Below are 13324 nucleotides of genomic sequence, written 5' to 3' on the forward strand. Positions count from 1 at the left end.
AGCTGTCAGAGGGCAGATCATTTGTTGATCTGCCCTTTTTGTTTGGTGCTGAATTTACTGTTGTTCTCGTTTAAACAGTGACAACATAAACAATGCGGAAGCGGCGATGACGATCGATGGGCCGGCGGGGGTATCGTACAGTGCCGATAGCCCTAAACCGAGTGTGATGGCGCTGCAACTGATGAAGTAACCGATCAACACCATCTGTTCCGGGGTTTTGGAAAAACGGCGGGCGGTAGCGGCTGGAATGATCAATAAAGAAGTGATGATGAGTGCACCGACAAATTTCATACTTAAGGCGATGGTAAGTGCGGTCATTAGCATTAAAATCATCTGGATTTTGCGCGTGTTGACGCCTTCAACCTGTGCTAATTCAGCACTGATGGTGGTGGCGAGCAGTGGCCGCCAAAGCCGAATTAACAGCAATAATACAACCACCGCACCGCCGATCACCCAATACAGATCGCCATAATTTAATGCCAGAATATCACCGAATAGGTAAGCGATCAGGTCAACCCGCACATTGTCCATCAACGCAATCGCAACCACCCCCAACGACAGCGAACTGTGAGCAATAATGCCCAACAGGGTATCGGTAGAAAATGCAGTGTAATTCTCTAGCCAGACCAGCAAACAGGCGAGTAATAATACAATTACTATCACCGCAAAATACGGATTAACTTCCAGTAACAACCCCAATGCAACACCTAACAGCGAAGCGTGGGATAAGGTGTCACCAAAATACGACATTTTACGCCAAACGACAAAAGCGCCGAGTGGGGCGCTCAGCAAGGACAGAATCATTCCGCAAAGCCAAGCGGGGAGAAGAATATCAAGCATGCAACTTCCTATCGGTGAGTATGGTGGCAGTCGGCAGCGGCATTAGCGTGCGCTCCGCAGCAGACATCACCATGCAAATTATGTTTGTGATTATGATGATGGGTATAAAGTGCAAAATTCTGGGCAAATTGATCACCAAAATATCGAATAAAATCAGGATGTTCAGATACTGTCTCCGGTGTTCCGGCACAACAAAGATGCTGGTTGATGCACAACACATGATCCGTATTCGCCATCACCAGATGCAAATCGTGAGAAACCATCAACACAGCACAATTAAGCCGATTTTTGCTTTCGGCGATCAATTGGTATAATTCCGCCTGCCCACCGATATCCACACCCTGCACCGGTTCGTCCAGAACCAACAACTCCGGTTGATTCAGCAGTGCTCTTGCCAGCAGAACCCGTTGCATTTCACCGCCGGAAAGCTTGTGCATACTTTGCTCTGCCAGATGCTGAATCGACAGTTGTAGCAGCGTTTCCTCAATTTTTGTGGGCTGTAGTTGGTGTAGTGATAAAAATTTTTTAACGGTCAACGGCAGAGTTTGATCCAGATAGATTTTTTGCGGTACATAGCCGATGCGTAATTTCGCTTTGGCTTTGACGGCGCCTTGTGTCGGACGAATCAATTTTAGCAACACCTTGAGCAGCGTCGATTTGCCGCCACCGTTCGGACCAACAATCGTGGTGACCGAATTGGGATAGAGTTTTAAGTTGATATTGTTCAACACAATTTTGTTATTGAAGCGGACACCAATATCTTTCAGTTCGATCAGTGCCTGCGGCTTGTTATTGTTCACGATAGTGACCTTTGCTTGTGTTTATGGGTTTATCTTTATAGAGAAGAAAGCGCCTTGGATTGAGCAGAATATCTGATTTTTACACTGGGTACAAGAGAACTAAGGTTGTTGTTTATCGATGGTTTGTTGCTCACTTTGCTGCTAAAAGTGCGGTACGATTGCAGGGATAAAAAACAGATGCGTTGTAATTGTTGTTTTAATCGGCAAACGATATTTTTCAGCAGAACTTTTTAAAGGTTTTGTGTGTCCTATTACAATACCTGTGTATTGGGTATCGGATGTTTACTGTATGATAAATGGTAAAGCAAGAATTTTAAAATAAGATATCAATAAAGAATCGGTATAGTGAAAAGTGTTATTTTAGCCAGAGAAAGAAAGAGACGGGCTCGTAATCGGAAAATATTGTTTTTAGCAATATTTGCGTTGTTATGGGGTGTTGCCGTATATTTTATTTTTCCCGGTTATGATGATGCGCAGCAACCACCAGCGACGGAGTATTTAGAGACCAAGCCGAGTGATCCCTTGGCACAACAACCCGCAACGACACCATCTCAATCTGTCGAAAACCCAGTCACAGCACCAGCTGAGCAGCTTTCGGTTCCACCCGGTACTAGCAGTGAAACTGCAACAGGCAGTGTAGGCAAAGAGAAGTCATCGCCGGAAGAAGATCCCAATGCCACCTCGTATTATGATGATTTGGATACCCAAGATGATGAAGTGGAACCGGGTTCCGTCGAACAGGAACAAGCAGTCGATGGCGAGCAAGATACCGAATTTCTGCCGGAAGAGGCACAAACCGCACTGGATATTTTATTAGATGCTGCCGATCAGGCTTGGCGGATCAACAATCAGTTTAGTGAAACCGTGGTTGCCGGGCAACAACTGAAAGATATTCTAGAACAATCTGGCTTACAACCTGCGGTGAGTGCGGCATTAATACAATCTTTCCCTGAGTTAAAGACACTAAAAGCCGGGCAGCAATTTTATTGGATTTTGAACAAAGACGACCAGTTAGAGTATATGAACTGGTTGGTGTCCGACAAAGAAGAACGCATCTATGAACGGCAGCCAGAGGGCAGTTATAAGCAACAAGTTCTTAAAAAACAGAGCGTTTGGAAAACCGAAGTTATCAAAGGGCAAATTCAAGGTTCATTTTCCAACAGTATGAGCCGACAAGGGCTTTCCGCTCGTCAAATCAATCAGCTGGCGACCGCACTTCAGTGGCAGGTTAGCATGAACAAGCTGCGCAAAGGCGATAAATTTGCTATTTTGATGCAGCGTGAGTATTTAGGCGATAAATTAACCGGTCAGGCAAAAGTCGATGCGATTCATATTCTGCATGGTGGCAAAAGTTATTATGCCATTCAAGCGGCAAACGGGGCTTATTTTAATGTCAATGGCGAAACGTTAGGTCGAGGTTTTGCACGCTATCCGTTAACCCGCCAGCCGAAAATCTCATCGCATTTCAACCCGGCACGGCGCCATCCAGTGACCGGACGAGTCTCACCGCATAAAGGTGTCGATTTCTCATTGCGGGTCGGCACGCCGATTATTGCGCCATCTGACGGGGAAGTTGTGAAAGTAGCTTACCAAGCCAACGGTGCTGGGCGTTACATTGTATTGAAACACGGGCGCAACTATAAAACTGTGTACATGCACTTAAGCCGCGCATTGGTGAAACCGGGGCAACAGATAAAACGTGGTGAGCGAATTGCGCTTTCCGGTAACACGGGTCGTTCTACCGGACCGCACTTGCACTACGAATTTCATATCAACGATCGCCCGGTAAACCCGATGACGGTCAAACTACCGGGTAATAATACGGGCTTGCCGGCAAAAGAACGCAAGGCATTTCTGACAAAATCGAAAGAAGTCGTCAGACAGCTTAAATTATAACCAGAACATTGGAAGCCTGAATGTTGAAAGTGCGGTTAGCGTTTTGCTAATCGCACTAATATTGTTAATTGTCAATATGGGTTTCAGTCAAGGGCTGTGGTTTTGGCGAATATTGTTGCATATCGATTCCGGCAGAAACTTGTTCGCACAACAAACGGCTGTCACGCAAACGGATATCATGACTGATACGTTCTGCTTCTTCTTTATCAACACCCAATGCGCTCAATGTTTTCTCGCCTAATTCAAATGCAGCGGCTGCGGTTTCTCGAACCACATAGTCCACACCTTTATTGAGCAATTCGATATAGTGACGGCGATCCCAAGCGCGTGTAATCAGTTTGGTATTCGGAAAGCTGTGTTGTGCCAAATCGACAATATGATCGACCGCCTGCTTATCATCAACACAGATCATAATTGCTTGCGCCTGCGCAGCGCCTGAAGTGTGCAAAATATCCAACTGCGTGCCATCGCCAAAATAGATGTGCCGCCCGAATTTTGCGGCTTCACGAATTCGAATCGGATCGTTGTCGATGATTGCCAGTTCAAAACCACGACTGAGCGGCACCTGACTGGCGATTTGCCCAAAGCGCCCGAAACCGATCACCAAGACTTGTCCTTGTAGATTTTCAGCTTTGTCCAAGCCGTCAGCAGAGATTTTTTCCGCTGGCAGCAAACGATCGACGGCAATCATCACCATCGGCGTCAATGCCATAGATAAAATCACTGTTGCCGACAACAGCGCATTGGTTTGCATATCCATTAAGCCACTGGTAACAGCAGCGGCATACAGCACAAAGGCAAATTCGCCACCTTGTGCAAACATGGCTGTACGCAGCAGGGCTTGTCGGTTGTTGGATTTAAACAGGCGGGCAATCACATAAATACCCATTGCTTTGGTCAGCATAAACGTAATTACCGCTAGCGCCACCCATACCCACTGTGTAGCGATGATGCTTAAATTTAACGACATTCCCACCGCAAGAAAAAATAATCCAAGCAAAATTCCTTTGAACGGTTCAATATCTGCCTCAATTTGGTGGCGATAACTGGATTCGGATAGCAATACTCCGGCTAGAAAAGCCCCCATTGCCATCGATAATCCGCTGATTTCCATTAATAATGCCGCACCTAATACCACCAACAATGCTGCGGCAGTCATCACTTCGCGTGCGCGCGAGGCAGCTAAAATCGCAAAGAGCGGATTCAGCAGCCACTTACCGGCGATAATCAGTGCAGCCAGTGCGCCTAACGCAAGGGCGATCTCTGCCCATTGGCTGCTGCTGTCAGCGGTTTGATTCGGGCTGATAAACGCCACGATAGCGAGTAACGGGACAATAGCCAAGTCTTCCAACAGTAAAATCGAAAGCGCTTGTTGTCCGGCTGGGGTGTTGCTTTCGCCACGTTCTGCCAGCATTTGCATCACAACGGCGGTCGAAGACAGCACAAAACCGGCACCACCGACAAAAGCAACAGGCCAAGAGAGATCAAACACGGCAACCCCAAGCAAGGTCAGCAAGCTGCAACAGAGCACGACCTGTGCTGCGCCTAAACCGAAAATTTGTCCGCGCATTTGCCATAATTTGCTTGGACGCATTTCTAGCCCGATAATAAACAGAAACATTACCACGCCCAGTTCAGCAAGGTGAAGGATCTGTTGCGGATCATCAAAAAATCCGAAAACATGGGGGCCGATTAAAATACCGGCACTGAAATATCCTAATACCGCTCCTAAGCCTAAGCGCTTAAAAATCGGTACTGCCAACACCCCAGCGGTCAGCAGGATGACCACGGGTAATAAAGGGCTTGCGGCATGCTCGACAGACATAAAAAATCCTTTTTATCAATACGATTAAAGATGGCTATTTTAACTTAAGCCAACCGCACTTTGAAAGTGCGGTGTTTATCTCTTGTTTAAAGCAAAATCCATGCCAGCAAAGCGACCACCGTGATGGTGACTATTCCCTGAACCAAGGTTGCGACGGTTTGCGATTTATAAGCCGTGGCAACGTCCATTTCACTGAATTCCGCCACCACCCAGAAAAAGCTGTCATTGGCATGGGAAACGGTCATGGCACCGGCACCAATTGCCATGATTGCCAAGACTGAACCAAGGGTACTGTCCAAACCGAGCGCTGGCAGCAACGGATAAATAATCGTAGACGTTACCACCAAGGCAGTGGTTGAAGAGCCCTGTGCGGTTTTGAGTGCGGCGGCAATCACAAACGGCACTAAGATACCAAGGCTCATGGATTGCAACATCGTGCCGAGATAATCCCCGATGCCGCTGGCTTTCAGCACTCCGCCCAATGCGCCGCCTGCTGCGGTGATAATTAAAATACTGCCGGAGTCTTTCACTGCCTGACCGATCCAATCGTTCAGCGTGGTTTTGCTCCATTCTGGTAGTAAACGAGCAGCAAAGAATAAGCCGATTAAAAGTGCGGTCACGGGTTCGCCGAAGAAATACACATATTTCAAGAGCAGATTATCTACCCCGCTGAACAGCAGTTTGAGCAGTGAGGCAAGGGCGATTAACGCGATCGGCACAATAATCGGCAGGAATGCATTCAGAGTAGAAGGTAATTTGGGATATAACGCCTTAATTTCATGGTCGTCGCTTAAACGTGGCAGATCGTCTTGCGCACAACGATAGCGTTTGCCTGCCCATTCGGCATACAGATAGCCCGCCAGTGCGGCAACCAGCGCCACCATCAGTCCGAGCAAAATCACCAAACCGAGATTATCAACATGCAAATTGCCGGCAGCAGCAATCGGCCCTGGCGTTGGCGGCACCAACGTGTGAGTGGCGTATAAGCCGGTGGAGAGTGCTACTGACATTGCCACCGCAGATTTTCCGGTTTGCTGGATCAACGATTTTTTCAGCGAGGATAAAATCACAAAGCCGGAGTCACAAAACACCGGAATCGATACGATGTAGCCGATAATACTCATTGCCAGCACCGGACGTTTGCGCCCGACTTTGCGTAGTACAAAATCTGCCATGGTAATCGCTGCGCCGGTTTTTTCCAAAATTGTGCCGATGATTGTGCCCAACACAATCACGATACCGATGTAGGCTAAAATACCGCCAAATCCGCTGGTGATGGTTTTCACCGTGTCGGCAATCGGCAGTCCGGCGCACAGTGCAATGGCATAAGCCGTGAGTAACAGCGCCAGAAAAGGGTGCAATTTGTATTTTGCGGTGGAAATCACGATAAACAGAATGCCTGCCACCAGCAGGATAACCAGCCAAAAACCACTCATAAAACCCTCCGGTATTATTGAAGTCAATGAAGCAAAAGGATCCTGTTTAAAATAGCAATTTTTAGCGCTTTGAACAGTGTTAATCAACGGATTTGCGATAATCTTCAAAAATTTTCAGCAGATGGTTTGCAGATTGCCGGTTGTTAAAACCACTGTGCCAGCCATAACCGCACGTTGAGCCCCCAATAGCTGCTCAAGCCGGTGGTGGCGAACTCCATTTTGCCTTGGTCGAAAATAATGATAGTCGGGGTGACGGCAACCTGCCATTGTGCGGCAATGGTTCCTTTGGGGTCGTTGACGCTGGTGAACTGGTATTGATGTTTATCTAAATAGGCTTGCACCGTTTCAGTATCGCCAGACCGCAGCGCGACGGTCACCACCGGCACTCCCTCTTTTGCTAATCGATCTATTGCCGGGGATGTGTAGCGACAGTAACTGCACCATGTCCCCCAAAAATACAGAATTGCCGGGCGATCTTGGCTCAACTGCGCCAGAAAAAATGGCTGCTGTTGTAGATCGTAAAGTGCGGTCGTAGCAGCATCGGGCGGCACCTCAGGCTTACGGTACCAGTCTAATATCAGACTGATGACGATAAACGTCAGGAAAAGAGACAGTAAGTTTTTGCCGATTTTTTTCAGGTTAATTTTCATTGATTGATCTGCTTGGATTTATTGATCAGATTGCTGCTGTTTAGCCAGCCATTTTAACGGCGACAGCCCGATTTTCGCAGTGAAAATTCGGCTGAAGGCACTGGCGTATTGATAACCGACTTCTTCTGCGACGATTGCAATCGGCAAACCACTACGCATTTTGCGCTGAGCAAGGGTTAAGCGCCATTGGGTTAGGTAATCCATTGCCGGAATCCCGATGACTTTTTTGAAGTGTGCTGCAAAGTGAGAGCGTGACATATTGGCTAATTCCGCCATATTGTCCAATTGCCAAGCTTCAGCCGGTTTTTGGTGAAGTGCGCTCAGCACTTTGCCCAATTTGGCATCGCCTAAACCGCACAGAAAACCGCTGGTCAGTTGCTGCTGCTGTAAACCGTAACGAATAACCCGAATCAGAAAATAAGCGCACAGATGATGAATTGAAACCGCTTTGCCCGGCTGTTCGCTGTGATATTCCTGATAAACCGCACTACTTAAGGCGGAAAGCTCAGGGTGTTGGTTCAGAGGCATTATCACACATTCGTCCAATGCCTGATTGAGTGGGTTGGTGACACCCTCACCAAAATCAAAACTGATACAAGAGACACTCATTCCGTTTTCATCGAGTGGGTTTAAGCGGTGCAAGGTGCTGTTCGGACAAAAAATGGCGCAGGGTTCGTGCACCCGTTTTTGAACATGGTTACTCAACATCATATTAAATGCACCTTGATGGACAATGTGCAGATAGCTTTTATTCGGCTCGTTAAATTCACCGATTCGGCATAGCAAACTGCTGAAAAACAGATCACTACGGAAATCGAAGCGGGTAAAAAATTCGGCTAACGGATCCATGAATTATCCTAGAGTCTATTGAACAGTTATTCGGTTAAAAAGTCCGGACGAACGGTTAATTTTTGTTATCGGGCTCACGCTATACTTCATCTCGTTCCAAATGGGGAGAGGCAACAACATGATATTTCATCAAGATGTGAAGCACTCTTGGTCTTTCAAATATTCTTGGGTTTTCAAATTAATTAGTCAATGAAAAAAAGGTGATTATTATGAGTAATGAGCATAAAGCACAACAAATCGATACTACACGCCGTCAGGTACTGGGCAAAGGATCACAAATCGCAATGGCGGCAACGGCATTAGGTGCAATGGGCTTAAGTGCGGTCGCAACAGCTAAAGACAATAAAGCAGCTGATCCCTATGCAGAGCCGCAACAATACGGCATGCCGCGTCACGGTATGAAGCTGGATAAAAAACGGGTTGCATTGGTGGTGGTTGATCCACAAGTGGATTTTTTAAGCCCGAAAGGAATCAGCTGGGGCGTGATGGGTGAAAGTATTACCCGCAATAACACTGTGCCGAATATCGAAAGCCTGTTTAAAGCTGCAAAAGCGGCGGAGATTCCGGTGGTGGTTTCCCCACACTATTATTATCCGGTGGATCATTCGTGGAAATTTGGTGGTCCGGGCGAGCATTTTATGCACGACAGTGGCATGTTTGCGCGTAAAGGACCGTATACCTTGGAAGGTTTCGAAGGTTCAGGGGCCGATTTTATGGAAGAGTACAAACCGTATATCTATGACGGCAAAACGATTATTGCCAGTCCGCATAAAGTATTTGGCCCGGAAACCAATGATGTGGTGCTGCAACTGCGTAAACAAGGCGTAGATCAAGTCATTTTGGCAGGCATGGCAGCCAATTTATGTATCGAATCACATTTGCGTGAATTTATCGAACAAGGTTTTGAAGTGACGGTGGTGAAAGATGCGACTGCCGGACCAAAAATTCCGGAAGGTGACGGCTATTTGGCGGCACTGGTGAACTTCCGTTTGATCGCCAATGATCTGTGGACAACCGCAGAAACCGTGAGCAAACTGGGCGCTAAAGCCTAAGACATCAGGATTTTGAATCCCCTTAAAACCGCACTTTTAATCTCTGATGGACACTGTGTTGTGACTTCAGCGAGCGAAAGTGCGGTTTTTCTATTATTTTTAGTACGATACTATAGTCGGGCAATCAGTTGTTTGCTGCGTTCAATTTGCGCCAACGCTGTTTGTTGATTCTGTTGCAGCAAGCCCATAAACAGCAGATCGGTTATCGCATGTTGTGCGGTGCGCGAAGCGATCGAAGAGCTACGGTACAACGATTCATCGGCAATCGAAAACAGCAGTTGATCGGCGGCTTGATGCAGCGGGTTAAAGCTTGCGGAAGTCAGCGCAACCACCGGCACATTCTGTGCTTTTGCCGTTTCAACAGCTAACAATAATTCCTTTTTTTGTCCGGAAAAAGAGATCACAAACAGCAAATCCTCAGCGGTTAAGGTTTGGCTGAGCACCAGCTGGGCGTGGGTATCCATTTCGGTTAAAGCAGTAATCGAAATTTTATTCAGCTTATAAGCAAAATCTTTAGCCACCAACGCCGAATTACCGATGCCAATTAATAAAATTTTCTTGGCGCGGTTCAGCAGTGTCAACACCTGTTGCAGCACGCCCAATGAATTAATCCGATAGGTTTCCTGCAACGCTTGTTGTTTTTCCTGAAACAATTTTTCAGCAACCGTCGCCAGACTGTCGTCCAAACCGATGTCGTCGTGCAATTTGATTTTGCCGTTCAGTGCCAAGTCCTCACTGATGGCGACTCTGAATTCAGTATAGGAACGCAGCCCCAATTTTTGACTGAATTTGATTATCGCTGATTGGCTGACGCCGATGGTTTCGGCTAATTTTGATGAGGAAAGATTTTTGACTTGAAGGCTGTGCTGCAAAATAAATTCGGCAATTTTCAGCTCGGTTTTGGAATAACTGCCCAGTAGATGTTCAATTTTGTTTAAAAAACCCATAGTTGCCTCACAAATGGAATAAATAATTCTTGTATTTTGATTTATTTTGAATAAATTAGTATTTAATGCTGATTCAGTCAAGGATCAGCCGCCATAAATATTGATCACCCACATCAGATTAGGAGGGCGAATGCCGGAAAAACTGAATCAATTGATCACAGAAAGCCGTAATCCACAATCGGAGCAGCTTGATCGCTTATCCACCGTTGATATTTTACGCCTGATCAATCAGGAAGATCAAAAAGTGCCGCAGATTATCGCCACGCAAATTCCATCGATTGCACAAGCGGTGGAGCAGATTGTCGCCGCATTTCAACGTGGCGGACGCTTGATTTATCTGGGCGCAGGCACATCCGGGCGCTTGGGAATTTTGGATGCCAGCGAATGTCCACCGACCTATGGTACTGACCCGAATCAGGTGATTGCTTTGATTGCCGGAGGTCAAAGTGCGGTTTTCAGTGCAGTAGAAAATGCGGAAGACAACCGGCAGGCAGCGATCGAAGATCTGCAACAAATTCAATTGAATCAACACGATGTGGTGGTCGGGATTGCCGCCAGCGGACGCACGCCCTATGTACTGAGCGGTATTGAGTGTGCCAAACAGACCGGCTGCGTGACGGCAGGCATTGCCTGCAATCCCGATTCAGCTTTATTGCAACAGGCACAGATTGCGATTTGTGTGGCGGTCGGGGCAGAAGTGGTGACCGGTTCCTCACGCATGAAAGCCGGTACGGCACAAAAATTGGTGCTGAATATGCTGACGACAGCAGCGATGGTGCGCAGCGGCAAGGTGTACGGCAACTTGATGGTCGATGTGCAAGCGACAAATCACAAGTTGATTGAGCGGCAGAAGAATATTGTTATGCAAGCCACTGGCTGCCAACAACAGCAGGCGGAACAGGCGTTACAGGCGAGTAAACAACATTGTAAAACAGCGATTTTAATGCTGCTGGCAGATCTTTCGGCTGCGCAAGCTGAGCGTTTGCTGGCGCAGCATCATGGCTTTATCCGACAAGCGTTGGCATTTCACTTTCAGCAACAAAATCAGCAACAATATCAGCATCAGCAATAAAAACAGGAGGGCATTATGGCAGAGACAAAACAAGCGGCAGGGATCAACCCAGCGTTTATTGCACAAGTTGTGACGTTACTCGGTGGTGCGGAAAATATTGCTTCAGTTGGCAATTGTATGACTCGCTTACGTTTAAAAGTCAATCAGCCGCAAGCAGTAGAGCTGGAAAAACTGAAACGGCTTGAGGCGGTGATGGGCGTGGTGAATATGCAAGATCAAGTGCAAATTATTCTAGGGCCGGGCAAAGCCGGAAAAGCCGCCGAACTGTGTCGCAGCTATTTGCAACAAAGTGCGCTATCTCACGATCTGAATGATATTGCTCAAAGCAATAAACAGCAACTGAAACAACAGCAAAGCAGCGGAATGCACCAATTTTTAAGTAAATTTGCGACAATTTTTACTCCGCTGATTCCCGGTTTTATCGGTGCCGGATTATTGCTGGGCATCGGAACCCTGTTGGATCAATCGTTTGTTGCCGGTGTGGAAGCGCCGAATGCGACTTTGGTCGCGTTGATCGGCTATTTAAAAGTGTTCAGCAAAGGTTTGTTCAGCTTTTTAAGCATCATGATCGGCTATAATGCGGCGAAAGCCTTCGGTGGCACCGGAGTCAACGGTGCGATTATCGCCTCATTTTTTATTCTTGGCTATAACCCCGAAGCGACTAAAGGGATCTATTCCGGCATGAGCAGCTTTTTTGGCTTGGAGATCGATCCGCGCGGCAACATCATCGGCGTGCTGATTGCGGCGATTGTCGGGGCTAAAATTGAACAGTGGGTGCGAAAATTTATTCCAGATAATCTAGATATGCTGCTGACCTCAACCATCACGCTGTTAATGATGGGCGCATTCACTTTCTTGCTGATCATGCCACTTGGCGTGGTGCTGTTTAACGGCATGTCTTGGTTGTTCAGCCATTTGAACGGCAATCCGTTTGGAAGTGCGGTGTTGGCAGGGCTGTTTCTGCTGTCGGTGATGTTTGGTATTCACCAAGGTTTTGTGCCGGTCTATTTTGCTCTTGTGGAAACGCAAGGCTTCAATGCGCTGTTTCCGATTTTGGCAATGGCAGGTGCTGGGCAAGTTGGTGCGGCAATTGCGTTGTATGTAATGGCGAATAAAAGTTCGTTGTTGCGTTCACAGATTAAAGGCGCCATTTTACCGGGCTTTTTAGGCATTGGTGAACCGCTGATTTATGGCGTGACGCTGCCGAGAGTTAAACCCTTTATCACCGCCTGTATCGGTGGCGCAGCCGGTGGTTTTGTGATTGGTTTGATCGCCTATTTGGGCTTCCCGATGGGATTGAACAGCGTCTTCGGACCTTCTGGGTTACTGGCAATTCCGCTGTTGACCGGACCAAACGGCGTATTTGCTGCAATCGCCATTTATCTGGCTGGCACAATCACCGCTTATCTGGTCGGTTTTGTCACAACCTACTTTTTTGCCAAAGAGGTAGATTTAAGTTAGGCTGTTTTTTAACAAGAAAGGGATAAATGACTGAAGGATTTATCCTTTTCGCAGACTAAAACAAGTGTCAATCAAAATAGAGATCGATTTACTAATTGTTTGATTTCAGTTGTAGACAGAACGAGCCGCCAACAGCAATAGCATAGCGGATTAATGTTTCAATTGTTGGTGAAACTAAACCTCGCTCTAAACGGCTAATATTTTGCATTTTGATACCAGAGCGTTTTGCAATATCACTTTGCGATAGTTTTTGCGCAAGACGAGCTTGTTTTAATTCATTCAGCATTTGTAGCTGGATTTGTCGGGCTTGATGTCGCTCTGCAAAGCTTGGGTCGCTTGATAATAATTCATTTTTAAATTCATCAAGGGTGGTAAATTCTAATTTCTCATCAGACATGTTTGAATTCCTCTTTAATTTGTTTCATTCGAGCCTTGGCGAGCTCGAGATCCTGTTTTGGCGTTTTTTGTGTCTTTTTATGTAGGGTCTGTTGATCTT

At 46.8% G+C, this 13324-nt stretch carries 12 protein-coding genes; 4 read left to right on the forward strand and 8 right to left on the reverse strand.

Features of this window, described 5'->3' with window-relative positions:
• Positions 1 to 54 precede the first annotated feature (54 nt).
• Together znuB and znuC are read right to left on the reverse strand one after the other, a co-directional pair.
• A complete protein-coding gene (gene znuB, locus FHQ23_RS04755; protein WP_139613289.1) occupies positions 55 to 840 on the reverse strand; it encodes a zinc ABC transporter permease subunit ZnuB in 786 nt (261 codons plus the stop codon).
• 8 nt (positions 841 to 848) lie between these two features.
• Positions 849 to 1640: a zinc ABC transporter ATP-binding protein ZnuC gene (gene znuC, locus FHQ23_RS04760; protein ID WP_139613290.1), complete on the reverse strand. Its 792-nt coding sequence runs from the start codon at positions 1638 to 1640 to the stop codon at positions 849 to 851.
• Between the two features lie 345 nt (positions 1641 to 1985).
• Here znuC and mepM point away from each other — a divergent pair, with 345 nt between their 5' ends.
• The gene (mepM, locus tag FHQ23_RS04765) at positions 1986 to 3536 is read left to right on the forward strand and encodes a murein DD-endopeptidase MepM (RefSeq protein WP_139613291.1); all 1551 of its coding nucleotides are present in this window, start codon (positions 1986 to 1988) and stop codon (positions 3534 to 3536) included.
• Between the two features lie 64 nt (positions 3537 to 3600).
• Here the strand turns inward: mepM and FHQ23_RS04770 are convergent, their stop codons facing one another.
• From FHQ23_RS04770 to FHQ23_RS04785, 4 genes are all read right to left on the reverse strand, one after another.
• On the reverse strand, positions 3601 to 5361 hold the full coding sequence (locus tag FHQ23_RS04770) for a monovalent cation:proton antiporter-2 (CPA2) family protein (protein WP_139613292.1): 1761 nt from the start codon (positions 5359 to 5361) through the stop codon (positions 3601 to 3603).
• 86 nt (positions 5362 to 5447) lie between these two features.
• Positions 5448 to 6797, reverse strand: a complete 1350-nt coding sequence (locus tag FHQ23_RS04775) for a GntP family permease (protein ID WP_139613293.1) — start codon at positions 6795 to 6797, stop codon at positions 5448 to 5450.
• Between the two features lie 143 nt (positions 6798 to 6940).
• Positions 6941 to 7441: a protein disulfide oxidoreductase gene (locus tag FHQ23_RS04780; RefSeq protein ID WP_139613303.1), complete on the reverse strand. Its 501-nt coding sequence runs from the start codon at positions 7439 to 7441 to the stop codon at positions 6941 to 6943.
• 24 nt (positions 7442 to 7465) lie between these two features.
• Entirely contained in the window at positions 7466 to 8296 is an 831-nt protein-coding gene (locus FHQ23_RS04785; RefSeq protein ID WP_139613294.1) for an AraC family transcriptional regulator, read from the reverse strand.
• Positions 8297 to 8505: 209 nt separating this feature from the next.
• On the opposite strand from FHQ23_RS04785, the gene FHQ23_RS04790 reads away from it, so the two are divergent.
• Complete coding sequence (locus FHQ23_RS04790; RefSeq protein ID WP_139613295.1) at positions 8506 to 9348, forward strand: cysteine hydrolase family protein; 843 nt, start codon at positions 8506 to 8508, stop codon at positions 9346 to 9348.
• Between the two features lie 110 nt (positions 9349 to 9458).
• Here FHQ23_RS04790 and FHQ23_RS04795 read toward each other — a convergent pair whose 3' ends face one another.
• On the reverse strand, positions 9459 to 10295 hold the full coding sequence (locus FHQ23_RS04795; protein ID WP_139613296.1) for an SIS domain-containing protein: 837 nt from the start codon (positions 10293 to 10295) through the stop codon (positions 9459 to 9461).
• A 130-nt stretch (positions 10296 to 10425) separates the two neighbouring features.
• Between FHQ23_RS04795 and murQ the strand changes: the two genes are divergently transcribed.
• Complete coding sequence (gene murQ, locus FHQ23_RS04800; protein WP_139613297.1) at positions 10426 to 11367, forward strand: N-acetylmuramic acid 6-phosphate etherase; 942 nt, start codon at positions 10426 to 10428, stop codon at positions 11365 to 11367.
• A gap of 15 nt (positions 11368 to 11382) precedes the next feature.
• Positions 11383 to 12828, forward strand: a complete 1446-nt coding sequence (murP, locus tag FHQ23_RS04805) for a PTS N-acetylmuramic acid transporter subunit IIBC (protein WP_139613298.1) — start codon at positions 11383 to 11385, stop codon at positions 12826 to 12828.
• A 91-nt stretch (positions 12829 to 12919) separates the two neighbouring features.
• Here the strand turns inward: murP and FHQ23_RS04810 are convergent, their stop codons facing one another.
• Complete coding sequence (locus FHQ23_RS04810; protein WP_139613299.1) at positions 12920 to 13225, reverse strand: helix-turn-helix domain-containing protein; 306 nt, start codon at positions 13223 to 13225, stop codon at positions 12920 to 12922.
• Between the last annotated feature and the right edge of the window lie 99 nt (positions 13226 to 13324).

The sequence above is a fragment of the Testudinibacter crocodili genome (genome assembly GCF_006228025.1).
GTDB lineage: Bacteria > Pseudomonadota > Gammaproteobacteria > Enterobacterales > Pasteurellaceae > Chelonobacter.

What these genes read in the sequence shown, in the direction of transcription:
- FHQ23_RS04770 (WP_139613292.1), bottom strand. Translation starts at nt 5,361, where the DNA reads ATGTCTGTCGAGCATGCCGCAAGCCCTTTATTACCCGTGGTCATCCTG.
- FHQ23_RS04775 (WP_139613293.1), bottom strand. Translation starts at nt 6,797, where the DNA reads ATGAGTGGTTTTTGGCTGGTTATCCTGCTGGTGGCAGGCATTCTGTTT.
- murQ (WP_139613297.1), top strand. Translation starts at nt 10,426, where the DNA reads ATGCCGGAAAAACTGAATCAATTGATCACAGAAAGCCGTAATCCACAA.
- FHQ23_RS04785 (WP_139613294.1), bottom strand. Translation starts at nt 8,296, where the DNA reads ATGGATCCGTTAGCCGAATTTTTTACCCGCTTCGATTTCCGTAGTGAT.
- znuB (WP_139613289.1), bottom strand. Translation starts at nt 840, where the DNA reads ATGCTTGATATTCTTCTCCCCGCTTGGCTTTGCGGAATGATTCTGTCC.
- FHQ23_RS04790 (WP_139613295.1), top strand. Translation starts at nt 8,506, where the DNA reads ATGAGTAATGAGCATAAAGCACAACAAATCGATACTACACGCCGTCAG.
- murP (WP_139613298.1), top strand. Translation starts at nt 11,383, where the DNA reads ATGGCAGAGACAAAACAAGCGGCAGGGATCAACCCAGCGTTTATTGCA.
- FHQ23_RS04810 (WP_139613299.1), bottom strand. Translation starts at nt 13,225, where the DNA reads ATGTCTGATGAGAAATTAGAATTTACCACCCTTGATGAATTTAAAAAT.
- FHQ23_RS04795 (WP_139613296.1), bottom strand. Translation starts at nt 10,295, where the DNA reads ATGGGTTTTTTAAACAAAATTGAACATCTACTGGGCAGTTATTCCAAA.